We start from the raw sequence: 19955 nt of genomic DNA, 5'->3' as shown, positions 1-19955 counted from the left end.
TAATTAAAAGAGCCCGGCGAGCTGTGTGTGAACACGCCATAGCCGGTCGCGCCGAGAGGAACGACATCCAAATGAAGGAAGAGCATCTCCGCAAGGAATTGCACCACGGCAGGGTGGTGGACTGTTACGCGGATCGGCCGCGGGACATTTATGCGATGTTCCTGGATGCGGTGCGGCGCGCGCCTGACTCGATCGCATTGGTAGAAGGCGATGTGCGATGGACTTATGCGGCTCTTTCCGTGCGCGTGGACGCCTGCGCCGCGCGGCTGACCGCGCTCGGCCTTGCCGCTGGCGATCGGATGGGCATCCTTCTTTCCAACCGCGCTGACTACATGACCTTGCTGATGGCGGCAGCGCGGCTCGGCGTCATCGCAGTCCCGATGAACATCCGCCAACGCCCGCCCGAGACAGCCTATGCGCTGACCGATAGCGGCGCGGCGGCGATCATCTATGACGACTCGCTGGAAGACCAACTGCCCGACCGCGCCAGCCTGCCCGCGGTGCGCCATTGGCTCCCGTATCGAGCGGAAGCGGCAGCTTGGTCAGCCGCAGGGCCGGAAACGCGAGCAGACAGGCCGGATCACTCCGCAGTGGGAGAGGACGATCCTTTCTGCATCCTATATACGTCCGGCACCACCGGGCGGCCGAAGGGCGCGGTGCTGACCCATCTCGGACTCATCACCATCTGCATCGGCAGTCAAAATCATCTGCAGTTGAAAGACGGCGAGTCGATGATCCTGGCCGTCCCTGCGTCGCACGTTACCGGCATCGGCCTTGTCTTGATGCTCAGCGTCCGCGTGGCCGGCAAGGTGGTCGTGGAGGAGGCGTTCAAGGCGCGGCAGTTCCTGGAATTGGCGCAAGCCGAACGCATGAGCTTCGCCATCATGGTTCCGGCGATGTACAAGCTGTGCCTGATGGACCCCGACTTCGACAATTTCGATCTGTCGAGTTGGCGGATCGGCGCATTCGGCGGAGCGCCGATGGCCGAAGCGACGATCGAGGCGCTGGCCGAACATGTGCCGCAGCTGACGCTGGTGAACATCTACGGTTCGACGGAGACCTCGTCCCCTGCGGTGATGATGCCGCTGGGACAATGCGCATCTCATCGCGACAAGGTGGGCAAGCCACTTCCCTATGCCGATATCGTCATCATGGACGAGGATGGGCGGCAGGTGCCGCCCGGCGAGCAGGGCGAAATCTGGATTGCAGGGGCGATGACGGTCCCGCGCTACTGGAACAATCCCGAAGCGACTGAAAAAGGCTTTGCGGCCGGCTATTGGAAGTCGGGCGATATCGGCGCGATGGATGCGGACGGATATATCTGCGTACTCGATCGCATGAAGGATATGATCAATAGAGGCGGATTTAAAATCTACTCGGTCGAGGTCGAAAACACGCTGATGGCGCATGAGGCCGTGGCCGAAGCGGTTGTGGTCGGCCGCCCCTGCCCTGTTCTGGGCGAACGGGTAGAGGCGTTCGTCGTGACGAAGGAACAGGCGGACGATGCCAGCCTGCGTCAATTCTGCGCGGAGCGCCTTTCGGACTATAAGGTGCCCGATCATGTCTATATCGTGGAAGGCCCGTTGCCCCGCAATCCGAACGGAAAGCTGCTGAAAAATGCGGTGCGCGAATGGCTTCCCGCCTTGTCCGAAGGCCAGCCCGCCTAACTACATCGTTCGTTGTCATATATTGCCTTTGCCGGGCAGATGAGATAGGATCGGCATGCCGATGGGGCCTGCGCGCCGCAGTCAGGCTGCCAATCCAAACCAGTTCAACGTTCATAAGAACGAGGAGAGCATTGAATGATCACCCAATTCCGCCCCGTCGCCCCGCCCCAGATCATCGAGGGCGCCTATAGCGAAGACCAGCATCGCCGGATGCTGAACGTCGTTCGGGAAAACGGACCCTGGTCGCTGATCCTGGCGCAGCATTTCAAATCCCCCGAGGAAGTCGTCGCGACCACGTCGGGCAACATACCTGCGGGGTTCAAGCCGACCTGGGACATGTTCCTGTCGCCGGTGTTCCGCGGCTATTTCGCGCAGGGATCGACCGTCCAGCATCCCGAGATCGAGGATTGCTTCTTCAACACCAAGTTCCTCGACCTCGTGCGCGGATATTGGAAGGCGGAATATGCCCGCCCCGAAAATATGCTGTTCAACATCCAGGGGCCCTCGCGCGGCAGCGACACGCCGCACGTCGATGCGACCCGCTTCCGCGGCATCTCCATGCAGACCTCGCCAGTCTGGCTGATGAACATCATGGTGAAATCGGGCCTGTTCGAACGTTGGCGCGCGAAGAAAGCACAGGTGATCACCTGGTATTACAAGGGCAAGATCGGCGGCGGCTTCAACTATTGGCCCGACGGCCCCAAGGCGCAGCCCGCCCAGATCAAGGCGCCGATGTGGAGCCGCGCCGTCGTCGTCGAAAATGAAATGATGTACCACACGGCTGAAGCCGTCGGTCCATCGTCGATGCGCCAGCCCGAAGGCCTGGCGATCAATTCTCTGATGAGCGCGGACCCCGAAGACCCCAATGGCTGGCAGATCACCACTGACGGCAAGGTGATCCAGAAGATTCCGGAAGATGAATTCCGCTTCCTGATCCACTGGGGCGCGGACATCTTCATGGACTATACCGAACTCAAGCAGTCGCTCGATCATACCGACGACATCGGCCACGATCAGGTGTTCGACATGCTGATCGCCGACCTGCGGGCGCGCGGCCTGACGTTCGAAGTGCCGACCGATCCGCTGACCGACAAGCAGTTCATCACGCTGCTGGTCCAGACCTATGATCCGGGCAAGCCTTCGATCTTTCCGCCTGAACCGGAAGAAGTGCTGGCCGCCTGACCGACGACGATGTGCCGGCCCCGCGTTCGCGGGGCCGGCACAGACATTCAGATACAAAACAAGGGTGAGAGGATCAAAAGAGCATGTCCAACCGGCGCCGTCCCATGACTCCGATCGCGCCGCCCCGGCTGCTCCAGGATATCTTCACCAGCGAGGAAAATGCGCGGCTGTTCCACATCCTGCGCACCAAGGGACCCTGGCGGCTGATCGCCGCGATCTACTTCAAGTCCGCAGAAGAATTGCTGGCCGTGTCGAGCCCCGGCGCCAATGCGCGGCCGCGATCGCTATCCGACATGCTGACCCCCGCCTTTCGCGGCTTCTTCGGCAATAATGGCCTTCCCTATGAGGAAGAGGCGCACGAGATATTCTACAGCCGCAAGCTGCTGGACCTGGTGAAGGACATGCACGGCGCGCGCTATGGCGCGCCCTACCTGTTCCAGTTCAACATGCAGGGCCCGTCCCATGGCTATGACCCTGGCCATATTGACGGGCGCAGCTGGCGCGGTATGGACCCGACCAACATGCCGGCCTGGCTGGGCGCGGTCATGGCGAAGTCCGGCCTGTTCGACGCGTGGGAAGTCAAGGCCGGTCAGGTCATTTCCTATTACTACCCGTCTGACGTCGATGGCGGCTTCACCTATTGGCCCGATGGCCCCGATCGCGCGCCGCAGCGTATTCCAGCGCCCTTCTGGAACAGCGGGCTGCTCACCGAAAATCAGCATATGTTCCATCGCGGAGAGGCGTGCGGGCCGCGCGATCGGCGCGAAACGCCCGCGGGCATGACGCTGCAGTCGGTGCTGGAGGCTGATGGCGACGATGGCTGGCGGATTCTCGATGGCGATCGGGTCATCGCCCGCTACGCGCCGAGCGACATGCGCGTCCTGTTCCACTATAGCGCCCATGTCTTCACAGATATGGCGGACCTGAAGCGCTATTATGACCATACGGACGACCTTACCCGCGATCGCGCGTTCGACATGCTGATAACCGATCTCAAGGCGAAGGGCATCGCCTTCACGGTGCCGACCGACCCTATGACTGACCCCGCCTTCATCGCTACGCTGACCGCCGCCTATGCGATCAGCCCGACCACCTATCCCGCCGAAGCGCCGCTCGACCAGCGGGAGGCGCTGGCCGCATGACGCTTCCCAGCTTCGGCCTTGAAGGCAAGACGGCGCTCATTACCGGCGCGAGCAGCGGGATCGGCGCGCATTTCGCCCATACGCTCGCGGCGCAGGGCGTGCGCCTGATCCTGACCGCGCGGCGGAGCGATCTGCTCCAATCCCTTGCCGAATCTCTGCCGGACACACGCGCGGTAACGCTGGACGTCCAGGACGGATCGTCCATCCACAGCTTGTGGGACGAGGTGGGTGCGGTCGATATCCTGGTCAACAATGCAGGAATCGCAGGCGGCGGTCCGCTTCTGGATCAGGATGAAGCGGAATGGGACCGCATCATGGATACCAACGCGCGCGGCGCCTATCTGGTGGCGCGTGGCGCGGCACGCGCGATGGTCGCCGACGGACGCCGGGGCAGCATCATCAACATCGCATCGATCCTGGGATTGCGGCAAGCCGCTCAGGTGGGTCCCTATGCCATCTCCAAGGCAGCCGTGGTGCAGATGACCAAGGTCATGGCGCTTGAATGGGCGCGGCACGGCATCCGCGTTAATGCGCTATGTCCCGGCTATATCATGACACCAATCAACGCGCAGTTTTGGGAAATGGACGCGGGCAAGGCGATGATCGGGCGGATTCCGCAGCGGCGGCTGGGCCAGCCCGAGGATCTGGACGGCGCATTGCTTCTGCTGGCGTCGGACCTTGGCGCTTATATCACGGGCGCCGAACTGGTCGTGGACGGCGGGCATATGGTGAATTCGCTTTAGCTGTCACGCCACGATCGGCCCTGTTCACCCGTTTGAGGCGATCCCGGACAAGGATCGGATGGGCATCGACAAGCTCAGCCCGGACGAGGGTGAGTTGATAGGGCAGGAGGAAGTATTCCGCGCTGGTGGAAGGTGCAAACCGATCGATTGACCGCTATGCCGGTCCTGCTGCTTGTGCGCATTCGGAAGGAAATTGATGCGCATTCTTGTCCTCGGCGCGACCGGCTATCTCGGCTCGCATATCGCCCGTCACCTCATGGCGTCCGGTCATCAGGTCAGCGGCCTCAGCCGCAGCAGCGACCGCGATGCGGCACTGGTGACAGAGGGCGTCAGACCGCTGCGCGGCGACCTTGGCCAGCTGGACGCCGTCATCGACATGGTGCGCGAGCATGATGCGACCATCTACGCCGCCCAACTGATGCTGCAGGAGGAGTTCGACACGATCGCAGCACTGTTGAAGGCGATGGACGGCAGGTCGCATAGCTTTCTCTTCACCAGTGGCACCGGCCTGTTGTCGCAAAGGACGGACGGGGCGTGGAGCGAGGATAATTTCGCCGAAGACGATCCTTTCACACCGTCGAAATATATCGGCTATCGCCTCGTCACAGAAACGATGATCCGGCAGGCGGGAACATCGGGTAGCGTCCGCGCCATGGTGGTCCGGCCGCCGATGATCTGGGGCCATGGCGGCTGCGGCCATCTGCGCATGTTCTACACGGATGCAGGACGCAACGGCGATGTCGCCTATCTGGGTGCCGGGCTGAACCTCTATTCCAACGTCCATGTCGATGACCTGGCGGAGGTCTATCGTCTGGCGCTGGAGAAAGGCATGGCGGGCGCGCTCTACCATGCCGTCGCTGGGGAGTTGAACAACCGCATGCTGGCCGAGGCGGTAGCGCACGATCTTGGCGTCCATGCCCACAGCGTGGATTTCGCCGAAGGCGTGCGCCGCTGGGGCAAGTTCGAAACGCTGATCGGCATGGCGACCTGCAGCCGTTCGCGCAGCCCGCGAACACGACGGGAACTGGGCTGGACGCCGCGCCATCTCAACATCCTCTCCGATGTGGGCCACCCAGCCTATCGCGCGTTGGCGGGCCGGTAGCGCGACCAGCGACCTTTCCGCTGACACGGAACAGGCGCCGCCCTGCTTTGACGAAGGCTCCGCCTGCCGTTCAATCACGTCGTTCCAAAAGGAGAGATTGATGCAGACGAGCGAAGCCCTGTTCAGCAAAGCCGACATTCCTCGCGCCGACCGGCCCATCCGCCTGGGATCGCTGCTCTTCACCATGGTCGAACCGCGTCCCGGATATGAGGCGGCCTATAATCGCTGGTATGAGCGCGACCATTTCTACAGCGGCTGCATGATCGGCGCCTATACCGTCGCGGGCGGCCGCTATGTTGCCACGCGCGCGGAAAAGGCAAAGCGCTTCGGGTCCGGCAGCATGGACCTGGCCAAGGGGTCCTACCTTGCGCTCTATTGGATATTGGACGGGCATCACAAGGATTGGGACGCCTGGGCGGTAAAGCAGGTGAATGACCTGCACGCGACCGGCCGCATGTTCAAGGAACGCGACCATATCCACACCAGCTTCTACAATTTCGACGCGGAATATAATGCGCCGGGCAGCAGCATGCCGATCGAACTGGCGCTCGACCGCGCTTATGGCGGCGTGGTCGCCTTCATCGTCGACCTTAATCCCGGAAAGAGCGCGGCCGACCTTTCGGACTTCCTGCGCGCGCGTGACCTGCCGGGGGACGTGGCGCTCAGCGGATCGCCGCTGCCGCTCGATCCCACCAGTCCGAAGGATGTGCCCGTCGAGGCGAATGACCGCGCGGTGTTCCTGAGCTTCTCGATCGAAGACCCCAAGGCCGTTTGGGACAGCGCCTATGTGCCGCTCGGCCAGGCAATCGAGGAAAGTGGGATCGGCAGCATCGCCATCGCCTCACCCTTCATCCCTACCGTCGTGGGCACCGACACCTATACCGACCAGCTTTGACGGCGGGTCAGCGAACGAGGGCGGCCGCGCGAACGGCCGCCCTGCCCCCCTTTATAGCAATTCAAAGTCTTCTTTGCGCGGCCCCTGGCATTCGCTCCAGAAGTCGATGAGCCGCCATGGCCAGGACAGGAAATTCCGCTTCTTGCTATTATTGTAATAGCTGTAGGCCCGCGGGTGGCTCCAGATCATCTTGACCATCTGGGTCTCGACCTTCTTCTGCCAGGCGTCGAAGGCAGGCTTGGTGGGCTGCAGCGCCTTCTTTTCCTCGGCATTGATCCAATCGAGACATTCAATCGCGTAATTCACCTGACGCTCGGAAATCAGGTTCTGCCCAGCCGCATGGTTGGGCGCGCTGTTCGGCCCGACCGTGTGGAAATAATTGGGGAAACCGGGGATCAGCATGCCGAAATAGGCGCGCGGATCTTCCGTGCCCCATTCGCTGCGCAGATGCTTGCCGCCGATGCCGACGATTTCCAGGTTCCCCATCATGTTGGCGACGTCGAAGCCGGTAGCGCAGATCAGCACATCCAGCTCGATCTCGCGTCCATCCTTCAGCAGCAGACCCTTGGGCGTCACCTTCTCGATGCCCGTTTGCTCCAAATGGACATGCGGCTGCAGATAGGTCGGGAAATAGGGGCCGCGGTCAAGGATGATGCGCTTGGAAAAGACCGGGAAGTCCGGCGTCAGCTTTTCCCTGAGGTCCGGCCGGTCGGCGAACATCTTCTCGATATAGCCGACCGCGAACTTGCGCATGCCTTCATTGACGGCGGAAACCGACGGGGAGTCCTCCGGCCATTCGGGGTCGAGCAGCACATTGGGATAGAGCCCGTCGGCCGCGTACCAGTAGATGCGGAAGCGGAACCATTCCAGATAATGCGGAATATGCCGCATCGCGAACTTGACACCTTCGGTGACTTCATCGTCGCCCGCCGGGCTCGGCATCACCCAATGGCGGCTGCGCTGGAAGACATGCAGTTCGCTTACATCCTTGGCGATGGCGGGGATCAGCTGCGCCGCGCTGGCGCCCGTACCGATGACGCCGACGCGCTTGCCCTTCAGGTCCATCGACGTGTCCCAGGTGGCGGTGTGCAGCCGCGTGCCCTGGAAGCTGTCGAGGCCGGGAATGGCGGGCCACTTCAGCCGATTAACGGGGCCGTGGCCGTTGATCACCGCATTGGCGCGGATAACCTCTTCACTGCCGTCCTTCTTGCGGACGGTGACGTTCCAGACCGCAGCCCCTTCGTCCCACACGAGCTTTTCGACCATCGTGTTGAAGCGGATGTTCGGCCGCAGCTTGAAGTCGTCCGCCACGCGCTTGAGATAGGCGAACATGTCCGTGCCCTGCGGATGGTAATTATGCCATTCGGAATTGAGCGCGAAGGAGAAGGAGTAGAAGTGGCTGGGCGTATCGACGCCGACGCCCGGATAGCGGTTTTCCCACCAGGTGCCGCCGACTTCCTCATTCTTCTCGATGATTTCCCAATCATAACCCGCTTCGGCCAGTTTCACGCCCGCGGCAAGGCCGGTCATGCCCGCGCCGATCACCAGCACCTTGAAGCCGGCGGGCGCAGGCTTGCGGTCCTTGCGCTCGCGCCGCGGAACTTCAGGACGGAAACCGATCTGGTCGTAGAGCAGCGGCAGGAATTCGTCGGCGACTTCCTCGGCCAGGCCCACGGTCATCATGCGGTGCATCAGCGTGTCGGAGATTTCACCCTCCAGCGCCGCGCCCGGCGTGGTTAGGACATGGAGCAGTTTCTGCCGCAGCTCTTCGCTCAGCTCCGCCGGGATTTCTTCCGGAGGATAGGCATAAGGCGACTTGATATGCGGAGCGAATTTGTCGAGCATCGACTCATCGCCGCTCAGATGCACATAGGTCATCAGCAGAGTGTGGATTTCGCCTTCCGCCAGCGCCTGCCGCAATTCCGGCCTATCCTTCAGCGGCAGCTTGCGCGCCTTCAAGTCGGCGGGGGCGGTCCCCACCACATCTGCATATTGGGCAGCCATTCACTCACTCCTCAAGAAACGCTATTCTGATTGCTTGCAGGTCTATCGGGCTGCCGGGAGGAACCAAGGTTCAAACCGGCATTTCCATATCTGTGGAGCCGCCGCACCATGCCTTGCCCGGCCAGCTTCGACGGTCTTCTTTCCCAAAGACATTTACGACAGGAGCAGGACATTGGCCGTTCCACTTCATGGCCGCGCGGCCCTTATCATCAGCGAATGCCAGCGCGGGATCGTGGAACATGGCATGGGCGGCTTTGCCGGCCTGATCGGGCAGGTTGAGGAACGCCGCACCCTACCGAAGATCGCCCGTCTTGCCGAGCGGTTCAGGGCGGCGGGCCTCCCTGTATGCCACCTGATCATCGCTCACCGCCCCGACTTTGCGGATGTTCAGCCCAACAGCCTGCTCGCGGTGATGGCGCGCAAGAACCGCCTGCTGATCGCGGGGAGCCCGGAAGCAGAGATTGTAAGTGACCTCGTGCCCGCGCCGCAGGATTTCGTGGTCGCGCGCAGTTCGGGGCTGATCGGGCTTCACGGCACGGCGCTCGACGCCATGCTGCGGCGGATGCGCATAGACACGATCGTGATCACTGGCGTTTCCACCAATGTCGCTGTTGCGGGCTGCGCGATGGCTGGGGCTGATCTGGGCTATCATGTGATCATCGCAGAAGATTGCATAGCGGCAGCCGACCCCGCCACTCATGAAGTCATCATAAGGGACCAGCTGCGCATGGTCGCCCGCATCGCCAGCGCCGATGACATTGAACAAGCGCTGCAGGCGTCCGGCCCCTATTGAATGCTGATCGTCTTGCTCCGGCGGATTCCGTCATTGTAGCGGAAGATCACCGACTGCATGGCTGACAGCATCTGCCGCACATCATTGTCGCTGGAGAACAAGGGATCGCCCACGACGCCAATCGCGTAGGAGGCGACGCCATGCGGCACCCGTAGAGGCATGGCGATGGAATCGACCGGCTGCGACCGGCTGCGGCGACAGATGGAAAAGCCGCGATTGCGCGTCTGGGCGATCCGATCCACCAGATGCTTCATCAGCGTCGGCCCTTTTGGACCAAAGCCCAGCCGCTGTGTCCGGGTGGCGAGCTGAATGATATCGACATTGGATTGCTGTGCCAGCATCGCCGCCGTGAAATTGGTGCTCGGACGCCAGCTGTCGCGCTCGAAACAGACCATCTGGGCCGGATAGCTGGGCGCTACGTCCGGCGATGCTTTCCAGTCGCCCGAAACTTCAGCGATGCTTTCAGACCAGCAGTCATTCTGCTGCGTGACGAACACGGTCGCGCCGGTTTCGCGACGCATATCCTCCATGATCTCGCTAATCTGTCCGCCGCCGAAGAAGCTCTGTTCGATCGAGGAGGCGTTGGCGACGATCTTGTAGGACGGAGCGTAAAGCTTGGTCGCCTGATTGTAGGTGAGATAGCCGGTGGCCGCGAGCGTCCGCAATATCTCATCCGCGCTGGAATTGGGGATGCCGAGCGCCTCGCTGATTTCGATCGTACGCGCCGGAACGCCCGCATTCATGAAATATTCGAGGACCTCCAAAGTCCGCAGACAGGATTTTACGCTACCCCGACCACGAGACCTACCGTCCGCCTGTGAGCTAGAGCCCATTCCGCCTCCTACACACCTCGCCTTTTCGACGCCGGCCGTACCGTCCGCCGATTTATAGTAACAGCTACTATATTCTGAGCGCACGATGGATTCAAGCGTCCCAAATTCCCGCGAAACAGGGCTGTTACAGCCATGCGGAAACCAAGCTTTTCCAGGTCGCCAACCGCCGCACCCTCCTCTTTACGTTGAGGAATGCCGGAAGAAAGAAGCCGCGTCACCGCCGCCTTACAGCGCCCGTTCCTAAACAGCCGCATGCCGCTCAACCATAGCGAGTGGCCGAATCAGGGAGCGCCCATCGTCATCCTGATTCACGGGAGCCGCGATCATAGCCGCAGCTGGGATGCGATGGCGCAAGCGTTGCAGCCAAATTATCATGTCATCGCGCCGGACCTGCGTGGCCATGGCGACAGCGGCTGGTCGCAGGACGGGCGCTATGACTTCGCCGCCTATCTGTCCGATCTGGCAGCGCTGGCGCAGGAGCTTGGCCTTGGCGTGGATCGCCAAGCGGTGCTGATCGGCCATTCGCTGGGCGCACATATCGCGCTGCGGTTCAGCGCCGTTTACCCGGACAAGGTGCGCCGGGTCGTAGCGATCGAAGCGGTCGGCGCACCTCCCGCCATCGAAGCGCGCCGTCTGGGTCAGCCGATCGAAAGGAAGATAGGCGATTGGCTGGAGGAGCGGCATGCTGCTTCGCTGACGGCCCCCCGCCAGTTCGCGTCGATCGATGAAGCGGTGAACAGGATGCGGGCACGCCACGCGTTTCTGTCGGCCGCCCAGGCGCATCATCTGACGCGCCATGGCCTGAAGCGGGTGGGCGAGGCGAACTGGCAGTGGAAGCATGACCCCTATCTCGCCGTCTGGCCCTTTCCCGACATCACACCCGACGAAGCGCGCACATTGTGGCGTCACATTTCTTGCCCGGCGCTGCTGCTCTATGGCGCGCGTAGCTGGCCGTCCGGCGTGCCCGCCGACCTGCTGAGCGCAATCCCGAATGTACGGGAGGTCAGGCTGGCCGACAGCGGGCATTGGCCGCAGCATGATGCGTTCGACGCGTGCCGCGCCGCGATTGAACAGTTTCTGGCTCAATGATCGGCCGCACCATGGTTATTCGTTGCTTTTCTTCGTCGCCATGACGCGCGGATCAAAATGGTTCGCAGCCATCCATCCGCCATCGACGAACAGCGTATGTCCGGTCACATATTCGGATAGACCGGAAGCGAGGAACAGGACGGCCCCGGCGACGTCGCGCGTGGTGCCGGGCCTGCCGATCGGCAGAACGCTCGATTCCATCAGCGCGCGCGACTCCGGCGTCTCCGGCAGACGGGGGGTGGTGATGCTGCCCGGTGCAACGGCATTGGCGCGGATGCCCTGACGCCCCCATTCCGCCGCCATGGACTTCACCAGATGCATAAGACCGGCTTTGGCCGCGCCATAGGGCGCGTGCATGGGCGAACCGACAGCGCCGTCCACCGATCCGATGCAGATCAGCGAGCCGGGCACGCCGCGTGCGATCATCGATTGTGCAACAGCGCGACCGGTCACGAAGAAATAGCGGAGGTTGCGGGATTGGTCATAATCCCATTCCTCCAGCGTCACGTCCAGCAGCGGCTTGAACAAAGCCTGCCCGACAATCGTGACCAATATGTCGAGGCCGCCAAGCGCCGCCTCCGCATCGGCCAGCGCCTGCTTGACCGAAGTTTCGTCCAATATGTCCGCTTCGATCGGGATGCCCGCGCGGCCCAGCGCCCGCACTTCCTTCGCGACCTGCTCGGCCCTTTCAAGCACGCTGTCCAGCACGGCGATGTCGCATCCGGCTTCCGCCAGCAACAGGGCGCTTGCTTCGCCCATGCCGCGGCCGCCACCGACGATCAGCGCCTTCTTTCCTTCCAGACCCAGCAATGACACGGTCATTTTCTCATCCTCTCAGGCCGCGTCGGCCATGAACATCTTCTTCACATCGTTCAGGCTGACCTTCAGCGACGGCGTGCGCGGCAGAGCGTCGACGATGCGGATTTCCACCGGCACATGGGTAGGCGGCAATTCGGCGCGCAGATGCGCCAGCAGCGCCTGCTCATCGACCGTCCCGGCGCTCTGGCTCAATTCGACCGCCGCGACCGGGACCGCGCCCAGGCGGGCGTCGGGAATCCCGACGACAGAGGCATCGACCACCGCAGGATGCTGGCGCAACACATCGACCACGCGCTCAGGCAGAATCTTGAAGCCGCCACGCACGATGGCGCCGTCGAACCTCCCGCGGTGAAAGACGTAGCCGTCCTCATCGATCATCACCAGATCAGTGGTGCGCACCCAGTCCGGACGAACGGATGGGCAATGGACCTCGAGCAGCCCTTCGGCGCCACGCGGCACTTCGGCGCCGCTTTCCGGATCGATCGCGCGGATTTCGACGCCGGGCATCGGTAGGCCGGTGCTGCCGCGCTTGCTGTCGCCTTTTTCCGCCCGCATCTGCGGCGTCCAGCGGACGATGGTGCCGCAAAACTCCGTTGCGCCCATGCCCCAAAGGATCGGCAGATTGTAACGCTTTTCGAACCGGTCCTGCAGGTCCGGGTCGAGATAGGCCGAGCCGCCCGAGACGCTTTTCACGCTCTCCATGTCTTCCTGCGACACGTTGGCGTCCATGATCATGGCGATCGCGGTGGGATTGAGACCCAGCGTGTCGGGCCGGTGACGGCGTAGCGCATCCACCAGGCCATCGACGGTGAACCGCTCCATCAGCACCAGCGGCGTATTGTTGACCGCCGCGCCCGTCAGCAGGCACACGCCGCCCACCCCGCCCAGCGGCCAGATGTTGATCTGCACCGGGGGAGCCTTGCCCGACTCCGCACCCGGCGCGCTCATCACCGCCCGTTCCAACAGCTTGAGCGGCATCGGGATGCGCTTGGGCGTGCCGGTGGTGCCGCTCGACAGCACTTCGATGCCGCCGTCGGGCAAGGCATCGTCGAAGCTGGTGCGCGTGCACTTCTCCAGCCCCTCCACCAGCATTGGTGCGGCATCGATGCCTGCCAGAGCAATGCCGGCACAGCCCGCTTGCTCAGCCGCCTTCCGGAAATTCGGCCAGTCCTGCTCGTCCGCCAAGATCGCGGCTGCGCCGAGACTATCGATATTGTCGGCGATCGCGGTGGCGGGAAGGAAGGGATAGACGAAGCTGATCGATCGGCGGTGCGCCAGCAATCCCACGACCGCCGCCGCATGCGCCAGGCGGTTGCGGATGATGATCCCCACCTTCGCCGATGGTGAGCAGCCGGCCGCCTCCAGCTGCGCCACGACGGCCTCGCCATAGCGCGCGACATCGCCCCAGCTGACCCAGCGGCCCTCAAATTCGATACCGCGTTCGCTGGCATGGTCGCGCAGATTGGCGCGCAGCTGTTCGATGACGTCGTGGCTCACAGCGCTTCCTTAATTCCGCACGCCTTCCAGCAGGCCCTTGAGGTTGGAAGACATGACCATTTCCTTTTCCGCCATGGAATAGCTGGTCAATTCATGAAGGAAGTCGAGAGGATGTTCGGTTCCTTCCGGATGCGGATAGTCGCTGCCGAACAGGATACGATTCACCTGCATATGTTCCTTCAACTGCCCAAAGTCGTCCTCGACAAAAGGGGTCACGAAAACATTGCGGTGAAATTGATCAACGGGATCATTCATGAATTTCTGCGGCATCTGCCCGTAAACATGCTTCAGCTGGTCGATCAGCGGGATCACCCACTTCGCGCCATTCTCCACACTGACCAGCCGGACACCCGGGAAGCGGTCGAACACGCCGCCGCAGATGATTGCCGCGATGGTGTCCGAAATCGCCCGTTCGATGATGCGCAGGCAGTTGACGAAGGGGTCGGATTCAAACGGCAGCCACTCCGCGCCGCCGGTCCACATCTCGATGAGATGGTCGTAGTCCGAATTGGACGCGTGGATCGACACGAAGATCTTGGCTTCCTCGATCCGCGCCCAGAATGCGTCGAAATCCTTGAGGCCCATCGACCGGCCGCCGCGATAGCCCGGAACGGGGGATGGACGGATGCAGATGGTGCGCGCGCCTTCCTTGATCAGCCAATCGGTTTCCGCGATCGCCCGGTCCATGTCGGCCAGCGAAACGACCGGCACGCCGAACAGCCGGTTTTCGCGCGCGAAGCCCCATTCCTCACTGGTCCACTGGTTGAGCGCATGCAGGGCGTCGTGCAGGAACTCATGATCATAGCTCATCCACTTTTCGATGACCGAAAAGAGAGTGGGGAACATGAGCGCGGCATGCACATTGTGGCCGTCCAGCACCGCCAGACGCTCCTTGCCCGTGCGCCAGGATTCCGGGGGGGCGATCGGCTTTCCGGTCATCTGACGCATGGTCAGACCCTCGGGGTTGTTCGCCTTATAATAATTGACGTGGGTGCCCGGAGCCGCGACGCGCTCGAACGTGGGGTTCGGAATATAGTCCGAAATCTGTCCCTTGATCGCCAGCCGCTTGCGGCCATCGACTTCCACGAAACGGAAATCCTTGTGCCACTTCTTGGGCAGATGACGGAACAGCGCGTCTTCCGGTTCATAAAAATGATTGTCCGCATCATAGACGGGGAAGGGCAGGCTGGGCGTGGTCATTGTGACGTCTCTCGATAGAAATAATGGTCTGCTTGTCGGTCAGTCCCGGCGGTCCGGTCAATTGAGCGAGGCGGCTTTCCGGCTACATGGAAGCGCGGGAAACTGCGGGTTTCAGGGCTTTGACAAAGGCCGCCATGGCTGCAACGGCGCCGACGGCTTCGGGCGATCCGGGCGCCATGAGCGGCCAGACATGGCCCATGCCGGGTGCGACATGCAAGGTGACGCGGCGGTCGCCGAGCGCCAGCTTTCTTGCGAAGGCAAGCGCTTCGTCCAGAAGCACTTCCGCACTGCCGGTCAGGATCAGCGTCGGCGGGAAATCGGCGGGATCGGCGTTGAGTGTGGACACCAGCGGATCGTCCGGCGCATGGCCCTGAAGATAGAGTTGCACGGAATCCAGAACCGCCGCCTTGGAAAAAAGCGGATCGCGTTCTGCGTTGCGATCGAGGCTTTCGCTTTGCGCCGTCAGGTCGAGCATCGGCGAGACCAGAATGGCCCCAGCAGGCCGCTCACCCGCCCGCGCGGCGAGGATGCAGAGCGCGGCGGTCAGGCCGCCACCGGCGGAGTCTCCGGCAATGACCGCAGACTGGCGGTCCTCCAGCGCGCGATAGACAGCGACGATGCTGTGCAGCGCGGCGGGAAAAGGATTTTCCGGTGCGAGCGGATAAAAAGGCAGGATGATCCGCCGCCCAGCTTGATCGGCTATCCCCTGCGCATAAGCGATATAAGCGACAGGCGAACCCAGCCGGTATCCACCGCCATGCAGATAGAGGATGTCGCCCTGTGCCGAGCCGTCTTGCGGCTCAACCAGCAAGCAGCGAACGCCGCCGATATGGGCTTCCTCGGGAGCGTCCCCCTCGCCCAGGCTGCCACCAGCGCGGGCACGCCGTTCCAGCAGCCCCACATCTGCAGGATGACCGTCGCGCAACGGCGGCAGATCCCAGGCGCCAGCGCCGGTCACAGCACGAACACCCCGCGCGCCAGCTTGCCTTCCTCCAGATCGTGGAAAGCCTGCTCAAAGTCGGCCAGGTCATAGCGCTGCGTCACCAGCTCATCCAGCATCAGCTTACCCTGGCGATATTGGGCGATGTAGGAGGGAATGTCACGATGCGGCCTCGATGCGCCATAGCGCGCGCCCATGACGCCCCGATCTACAAAGGCAAGCGGGGTCAGCGACACTTCGGCGGTGGTGCCCGCCGCCGTGGTGCCGACGATCACGCAGTTGCCGCCCCAGCCAAGGCTCGCCATGGCGTCGTTCAGCACGCGGGTATTGCCGACGCACTCGAACGCCCAATCGACGCCGCTGCCATGATCCGGGTTGCCGCCCGACACAATGTCCTTGATCCGCTGCGGCGTGTCGCCCTGCGACGCGTCGATGAAATCGGTCGCGCCGAACTCGCGCGCCTTCTCCTCACGCGAAGCGAGCAGGTCGATGGCGATGATGCGGCTCGCTCCAGCAAGGCGCAGGCCCTGCAGCACGTTGAGGCCGATGCCGCCAATGCCGAACACCGCCGCCGTCTCGCCCGGCTGCACCCGCGCGCGGTTGACGACGGAGCCCACGCCGGTCAGCACGCCGCAGCCCACGACGCAGGCGGTGTCCAGTGGCACAGTTGGGTCGATCTTCACCGCCTGATTGGACTTCACCACCGTCTTTTCGACGAAGGTCGATGTTGCCGCGAAGCTGGAGACGGGCTCCCCATTGCGCATGAAGGGCTGCGAGCGGTTGCCGTAGGACTGGCGGCAATGGGTGGGTTTTCCGCTTTCACAGGGGCCGCAGCGGCCGCAATTGGCGAGCGTATGGAGCGCGACATGATCGCCGACCGCCAGATCGTTGACCCCGGGACCAAGTTTTTCGACCACACCTGCCCCTTCATGGCCCAGCACGGCGGGCGCGGGCCAGTCGATCGTGCCGTTGATGACGGAGATATCGGAATGGCAGATGCCGCTGGCCGCGATGCGCACCAGCACTTCGCCCGCTTCGGGCTCACGCACCTCCACATCCTCGACATAACGGATTTTGCCGGGACCTTCATAGATCAGCGCACGCATTCAGCTTCTCCCAATATGTTCTGATTTTCCGTCGAGGCGGCGCGGCAGTAACGGCCGATCGCCTCACCCAGCGTGGCGATGCGCGACAGAGACAAGGGCCGGTCGAACCCGAACAGCGACAGGGTGCACAACACCGCACCATCGTGGCCAAAGACCGGGGCGGAGATCATATCGACCGAATGGAGGCGATCCGCCTGCGCCTCGATCATCAGATAATCTTCGCCCATCTGGCCGATCAGTTCGGCGGCGCGCTTTTGCCGGTCGTCGGCGAGGGGTTCCTCCGCCATGTCGTGTACCGCAAGACCTGCCGCCACCTGCTCCGGGCTGCGGCGCATCACGGCGTATCCGCGCTGGCGCACCATCGCGAGCGACTGGCGCAGGCGGTCCTGCTCGATCGGTCCGGCCGCCTTGCCGAGCCAATCGTCCACTTCCCGGCTATCCGCCCAGGCAAGGAAGGGCGTGCCGAGTGGCGGGATCAATGGCACGCGCTGGCCGATGCGCAAGCCGGGGAGCCGCCCCGGTCCCTCCGACGCCAAGGCGATCAGCCGATCCCCAAGTCGCGCGGTGAGCAGGCTGTCCAGGTCAAGGTCGGCCGACATGCGGGCGATCTGGTCGCGTGCCGCCGCCACCACCGGATGGCATTGGAGCGCGGCATGGCCGATCGCGATCAGCGCAGGGCCGAGACGGTAAGTCCGCCCCCTCTCCTGCCGGACGAGGTAGCCGTCGCGCGTCATGGCGCCCAGCAGTGCGTGGCAGGACGCCGGGTTGAGATCCAGATGCCGCACCAGCTCCGTCAGCGAATAGCCCCGCATCGGGTCCGCCGCCATGAAGTTCAAAATGTCGATGGCGCGCGATGCGGCCAAGGCGGGGCGAGGCACGGCTATTCCCTCAGCTGAGTTCCAGATCGTCCCAGTTCACCACCGTGCACATGCGGTGATAATCGGGGCTGAGCCACGGCGCATTCACCTGCAGGCGGCGATGTTCGCGGTTCACATAGTAATTTTTTTCGATACCGCCCTCCGGCGTCATCTGCAGCCAGGTCTGCGCCTCTTCGTCGAGTTCGCGGTTATAGCGTTCGAACGCCTCGCGCTTCACATCGACGCGGCCTTTCCCCTCCTTCAGCATGCGCATCATGCATTGGGCGGCGTAGCTGGCCCATATGAGCCACCATTGCGGCAGGCCGGTGCCGCCGGTCAGCGGCTGCGAGTTGGGGCCGTAAAGCATGAATAAATTAGGGAATTGCGGCACCATCATGGAGAGGTAGGCGCGGGGGCCGTCGCCGGCGTCCCATGTGTCGTGCAGGTCCTGCCCTTCAAGGCCCTTGTAGCGGGCGGGCCAGAGATATTTGAGGACGTCGAAGCCGGTCGCGGCGATGACGATGTCGAAGTCGCGCTCAGTACCGTCAGCCATGACGAAGCCGGTCTTGGTGAAGCGGGCGACGGAGCCGGTCAGCAGTTCGACATTGTCGCGGGTGAGCGCGCGATACCAGCCGTTATCGACGACCGGGCGGCGGGACATGGGGGCGTAGTCGGGGATCAGCTTTTCAATGAGATCCTCCCGCCCGCCGGTTTCCTGCCGGATATAGTTGGTGAGGAAGGCGCGCATGTCGTCATTGGCCTTGCTGACCTTCCCGCCCTGCGCCTGCCACTCGCGATCGACGCGCTGCAGCCGGTCGATGTCGAACAGCGGCGCGGTGGCGGCGTAGCGGGCCCAGTTCCAGTAGCCGGGCATATTCTCGTAAAGCCAGGCGAGTTCCGGCTCGATAGGCGAGCCATATTTTTCACGCGGGCTGATCCATTGCGGGGTGCGCTGAACGACGGTGACATGAGCGGCCTTTCCCGCGACGGCGCTCAAAAGCTGCACGCCGGTCGAGCCGTTGCCGATGATGGCGACGCGCTTGCCGGTGAGGTCCAGATCCTTCGGCCAGGCGGAGGGATGGACGATCTGGCCCGCGAAGTCAGGGACGCCTTCAATGTCAGGAAGCTGGGCGTTGGCGAAGGTGCCGCAGGCGGTGATGATGACATTGGCCTCGATCTGCTGAGACCCGGCAGGCGTATCGACGTCGATCGTCCAGATGTTGCGGCCAGTGTCAAAGGACGCGCCCTTCACATCATGGTTGAAGCGGCTGTTCGCCATCACGCCATATTTGCGCGAGACATGCTGGAGATAGGCGCGCACTTCCTCGCCCCGGTTGAAATGTTCGGACCAGGGGTAGAGCTTTTCGAAGCTATATTCGTAAGTGATGGACGGCGTATCGACGCGCACATCGGGATAGCGATTGATCGTCCAGGTGCCGCCCGCTTCGGGCTGACGTTCCAAGAGGATATAGGGAAGGCCGAGCAGTTCGCACTGCACGCCCGCGACGATGCCCGCCGGGCCACTGCCGATGATGACGACGCGGAAGTCTTCTGGAATGTCGGGCTTTTCCCCCTGCCATTGGACGGCGCAGGGAAAGGGGCGGAAGGCGGGAAGGTCGCGGCGCGCCTCGAACTCGACCTCGTTCATCTCAAGGCCGGTGATCATGGTCATCAGCTTGCGCAATTCGCCTTCCGGCGGTTCGGGCAGCTCCGCGCTACCCGCATTGTCGATGAGCCAGTCTGTCGCGCGGTCGAGCAACAATGCCTTTTGTTCAGGAGTCATGCGCGCCGCGGGCGGCAGGGCGGCAATCTCTTCGTCGCCGCTATTCTGATAGAGGGCGACGCGCAGCGCATTGGGCTCCGCCAGTTCGACCGCACGCCGGATATAGTCCGTGTCGATAGCTTTTGCCGCCGTAGCCATTTCCGTCACCCCATGATTCAGCGCGACATGACAAGAGTCGCGGCCTTTGTTGTTTTTTGCAATATCGAATTTTTGGTGGTGGGTGACGGCGGATGCGCTGTATTCCGCAATAGCGGAAATGATCAGATGTCCGTCACGCTGAACTTGGTTCAGCATCCATTTGCC

Annotated in this window: 17 protein-coding genes; 8 read left to right on the top strand and 9 right to left on the bottom strand. The window is 62.8% G+C overall.

From position 1 onward, the window contains the following. The first annotated feature begins 71 nt into the window (after positions 1-71). From ACZ5Y5_RS18560 to ACZ5Y5_RS18535, 6 genes are all read left to right on the top strand, one after another. Complete coding sequence (locus ACZ5Y5_RS18560) at positions 72-1667, top strand: class I adenylate-forming enzyme family protein (RefSeq protein ID WP_464810896.1); 1596 nt, start codon at positions 72-74, stop codon at positions 1665-1667. 135 nt (positions 1668-1802) lie between these two features. Continuing rightward, positions 1803-2849 (top strand): hypothetical protein, encoded by a 1047-nt coding sequence (locus ACZ5Y5_RS18555; RefSeq protein WP_464810895.1) that lies wholly within the window; start codon positions 1803-1805, stop codon positions 2847-2849. 104 nt (positions 2850-2953) lie between these two features. Further along, the gene (locus tag ACZ5Y5_RS18550) at positions 2954-3991 is read left to right on the top strand and encodes a hypothetical protein (protein WP_464810894.1); all 1038 of its coding nucleotides are present in this window, start codon (positions 2954-2956) and stop codon (positions 3989-3991) included. Next, positions 3988-4734, top strand: a complete 747-nt coding sequence (locus ACZ5Y5_RS18545; protein ID WP_464810893.1) for an SDR family NAD(P)-dependent oxidoreductase — start codon at positions 3988-3990, stop codon at positions 4732-4734. The genes ACZ5Y5_RS18550 and ACZ5Y5_RS18545 overlap by 4 nt, the downstream gene beginning before the upstream one ends. Before the next feature lie 196 nt (positions 4735-4930). Beyond that, positions 4931-5836 (top strand): NAD-dependent epimerase/dehydratase family protein, encoded by a 906-nt coding sequence (locus tag ACZ5Y5_RS18540; RefSeq protein WP_464810892.1) that lies wholly within the window; start codon positions 4931-4933, stop codon positions 5834-5836. Between the two features lie 100 nt (positions 5837-5936). After that, complete coding sequence (locus ACZ5Y5_RS18535; protein WP_464810891.1) at positions 5937-6731, top strand: hypothetical protein; 795 nt, start codon at positions 5937-5939, stop codon at positions 6729-6731. Between the two features lie 51 nt (positions 6732-6782). Here ACZ5Y5_RS18535 and ACZ5Y5_RS18530 read toward each other — a convergent pair whose 3' ends face one another. Continuing rightward, positions 6783-8735 (bottom strand): flavin-containing monooxygenase, encoded by a 1953-nt coding sequence (locus tag ACZ5Y5_RS18530; RefSeq protein ID WP_464810890.1) that lies wholly within the window; start codon positions 8733-8735, stop codon positions 6783-6785. A gap of 172 nt (positions 8736-8907) precedes the next feature. Between ACZ5Y5_RS18530 and ACZ5Y5_RS18525 the strand changes: the two genes are divergently transcribed. Continuing rightward, positions 8908-9528 (top strand): cysteine hydrolase family protein, encoded by a 621-nt coding sequence (locus ACZ5Y5_RS18525; RefSeq protein ID WP_464810889.1) that lies wholly within the window; start codon positions 8908-8910, stop codon positions 9526-9528. Here the strand turns inward: ACZ5Y5_RS18525 and ACZ5Y5_RS18520 are convergent. Continuing rightward, entirely contained in the window at positions 9522-10361 is an 840-nt protein-coding gene (locus ACZ5Y5_RS18520; RefSeq protein WP_464810888.1) for an IclR family transcriptional regulator, read from the bottom strand. The two genes, ACZ5Y5_RS18525 and ACZ5Y5_RS18520, sit on opposite strands and share 7 nt — an antisense overlap. Positions 10362-10553: 192 nt before the next feature. On the opposite strand from ACZ5Y5_RS18520, the gene ACZ5Y5_RS18515 reads away from it, so the two are divergent. Then, positions 10554-11450 (top strand): alpha/beta fold hydrolase, encoded by an 897-nt coding sequence (locus ACZ5Y5_RS18515; protein WP_464810887.1) that lies wholly within the window; start codon positions 10554-10556, stop codon positions 11448-11450. A gap of 15 nt (positions 11451-11465) precedes the next feature. On the opposite strand, the gene ACZ5Y5_RS18510 is transcribed toward ACZ5Y5_RS18515, so the two are convergent. The 7 genes from ACZ5Y5_RS18510 to ACZ5Y5_RS18480 form a co-directional block, all read right to left on the bottom strand. Next, positions 11466-12272: an SDR family NAD(P)-dependent oxidoreductase gene (locus tag ACZ5Y5_RS18510; RefSeq protein ID WP_464810886.1), complete on the bottom strand. Its 807-nt coding sequence runs from the start codon at positions 12270-12272 to the stop codon at positions 11466-11468. A gap of 12 nt (positions 12273-12284) precedes the next feature. Continuing rightward, entirely contained in the window at positions 12285-13766 is a 1482-nt protein-coding gene (locus tag ACZ5Y5_RS18505; RefSeq protein WP_464810885.1) for a class I adenylate-forming enzyme family protein, read from the bottom strand. A 9-nt stretch (positions 13767-13775) separates the two neighbouring features. Next, the gene (locus ACZ5Y5_RS18500) at positions 13776-14966 is read right to left on the bottom strand and encodes an amidohydrolase family protein (protein ID WP_464810884.1); all 1191 of its coding nucleotides are present in this window, start codon (positions 14964-14966) and stop codon (positions 13776-13778) included. A gap of 82 nt (positions 14967-15048) precedes the next feature. After that, positions 15049-15924: an alpha/beta hydrolase gene (locus tag ACZ5Y5_RS18495; protein ID WP_464810883.1), complete on the bottom strand. Its 876-nt coding sequence runs from the start codon at positions 15922-15924 to the stop codon at positions 15049-15051. Continuing rightward, positions 15921-17012, bottom strand: a complete 1092-nt coding sequence (locus tag ACZ5Y5_RS18490) for a Zn-dependent alcohol dehydrogenase (RefSeq protein WP_464810882.1) — start codon at positions 17010-17012, stop codon at positions 15921-15923. The genes ACZ5Y5_RS18495 and ACZ5Y5_RS18490 overlap by 4 nt, the downstream gene beginning before the upstream one ends. Beyond that, entirely contained in the window at positions 17000-17890 is an 891-nt protein-coding gene (locus ACZ5Y5_RS18485) for an IclR family transcriptional regulator (RefSeq protein WP_464810881.1), read from the bottom strand. Before ACZ5Y5_RS18485 ends, ACZ5Y5_RS18490 begins: the two co-directional genes overlap by 13 nt. Positions 17891-17900: 10 nt before the next feature. Beyond that, the gene (locus ACZ5Y5_RS18480) at positions 17901-19790 is read right to left on the bottom strand and encodes a flavin-containing monooxygenase (RefSeq protein ID WP_464810880.1); all 1890 of its coding nucleotides are present in this window, start codon (positions 19788-19790) and stop codon (positions 17901-17903) included. Positions 19791-19955: the final 165 nt, after the last annotated feature.

The organism is Sphingobium sp. TomTYG65, from assembly GCF_055395525.1.
This window is presented reverse-complemented; position numbering and strand designations above follow the sequence as displayed.

Coding starts and splice junctions, on each gene's coding strand:
- ACZ5Y5_RS18560 (WP_464810896.1), top strand. CDS start 72: ATGAAGGAAGAGCATCTCCGCAAGGAATTGCACCACGGCAGGGTGGTG.
- ACZ5Y5_RS18555 (WP_464810895.1), top strand. CDS start 1,803: ATGATCACCCAATTCCGCCCCGTCGCCCCGCCCCAGATCATCGAGGGC.
- ACZ5Y5_RS18550 (WP_464810894.1), top strand. CDS start 2,954: ATGACTCCGATCGCGCCGCCCCGGCTGCTCCAGGATATCTTCACCAGC.
- ACZ5Y5_RS18545 (WP_464810893.1), top strand. CDS start 3,988: ATGACGCTTCCCAGCTTCGGCCTTGAAGGCAAGACGGCGCTCATTACC.
- ACZ5Y5_RS18540 (WP_464810892.1), top strand. CDS start 4,931: ATGCGCATTCTTGTCCTCGGCGCGACCGGCTATCTCGGCTCGCATATC.
- ACZ5Y5_RS18535 (WP_464810891.1), top strand. CDS start 5,937: ATGCAGACGAGCGAAGCCCTGTTCAGCAAAGCCGACATTCCTCGCGCC.
- ACZ5Y5_RS18530 (WP_464810890.1), bottom strand. CDS start 8,735: ATGGCTGCCCAATATGCAGATGTGGTGGGGACCGCCCCCGCCGACTTG.
- ACZ5Y5_RS18520 (WP_464810888.1), bottom strand. CDS start 10,361: ATGGGCTCTAGCTCACAGGCGGACGGTAGGTCTCGTGGTCGGGGTAGC.
- ACZ5Y5_RS18515 (WP_464810887.1), top strand. CDS start 10,554: ATGCCGGAAGAAAGAAGCCGCGTCACCGCCGCCTTACAGCGCCCGTTC.
- ACZ5Y5_RS18510 (WP_464810886.1), bottom strand. CDS start 12,272: ATGACCGTGTCATTGCTGGGTCTGGAAGGAAAGAAGGCGCTGATCGTC.
- ACZ5Y5_RS18500 (WP_464810884.1), bottom strand. CDS start 14,966: ATGACCACGCCCAGCCTGCCCTTCCCCGTCTATGATGCGGACAATCAT.
- ACZ5Y5_RS18490 (WP_464810882.1), bottom strand. CDS start 17,012: ATGCGTGCGCTGATCTATGAAGGTCCCGGCAAAATCCGTTATGTCGAG.
- ACZ5Y5_RS18480 (WP_464810880.1), bottom strand. CDS start 19,790: ATGGCTACGGCGGCAAAAGCTATCGACACGGACTATATCCGGCGTGCG.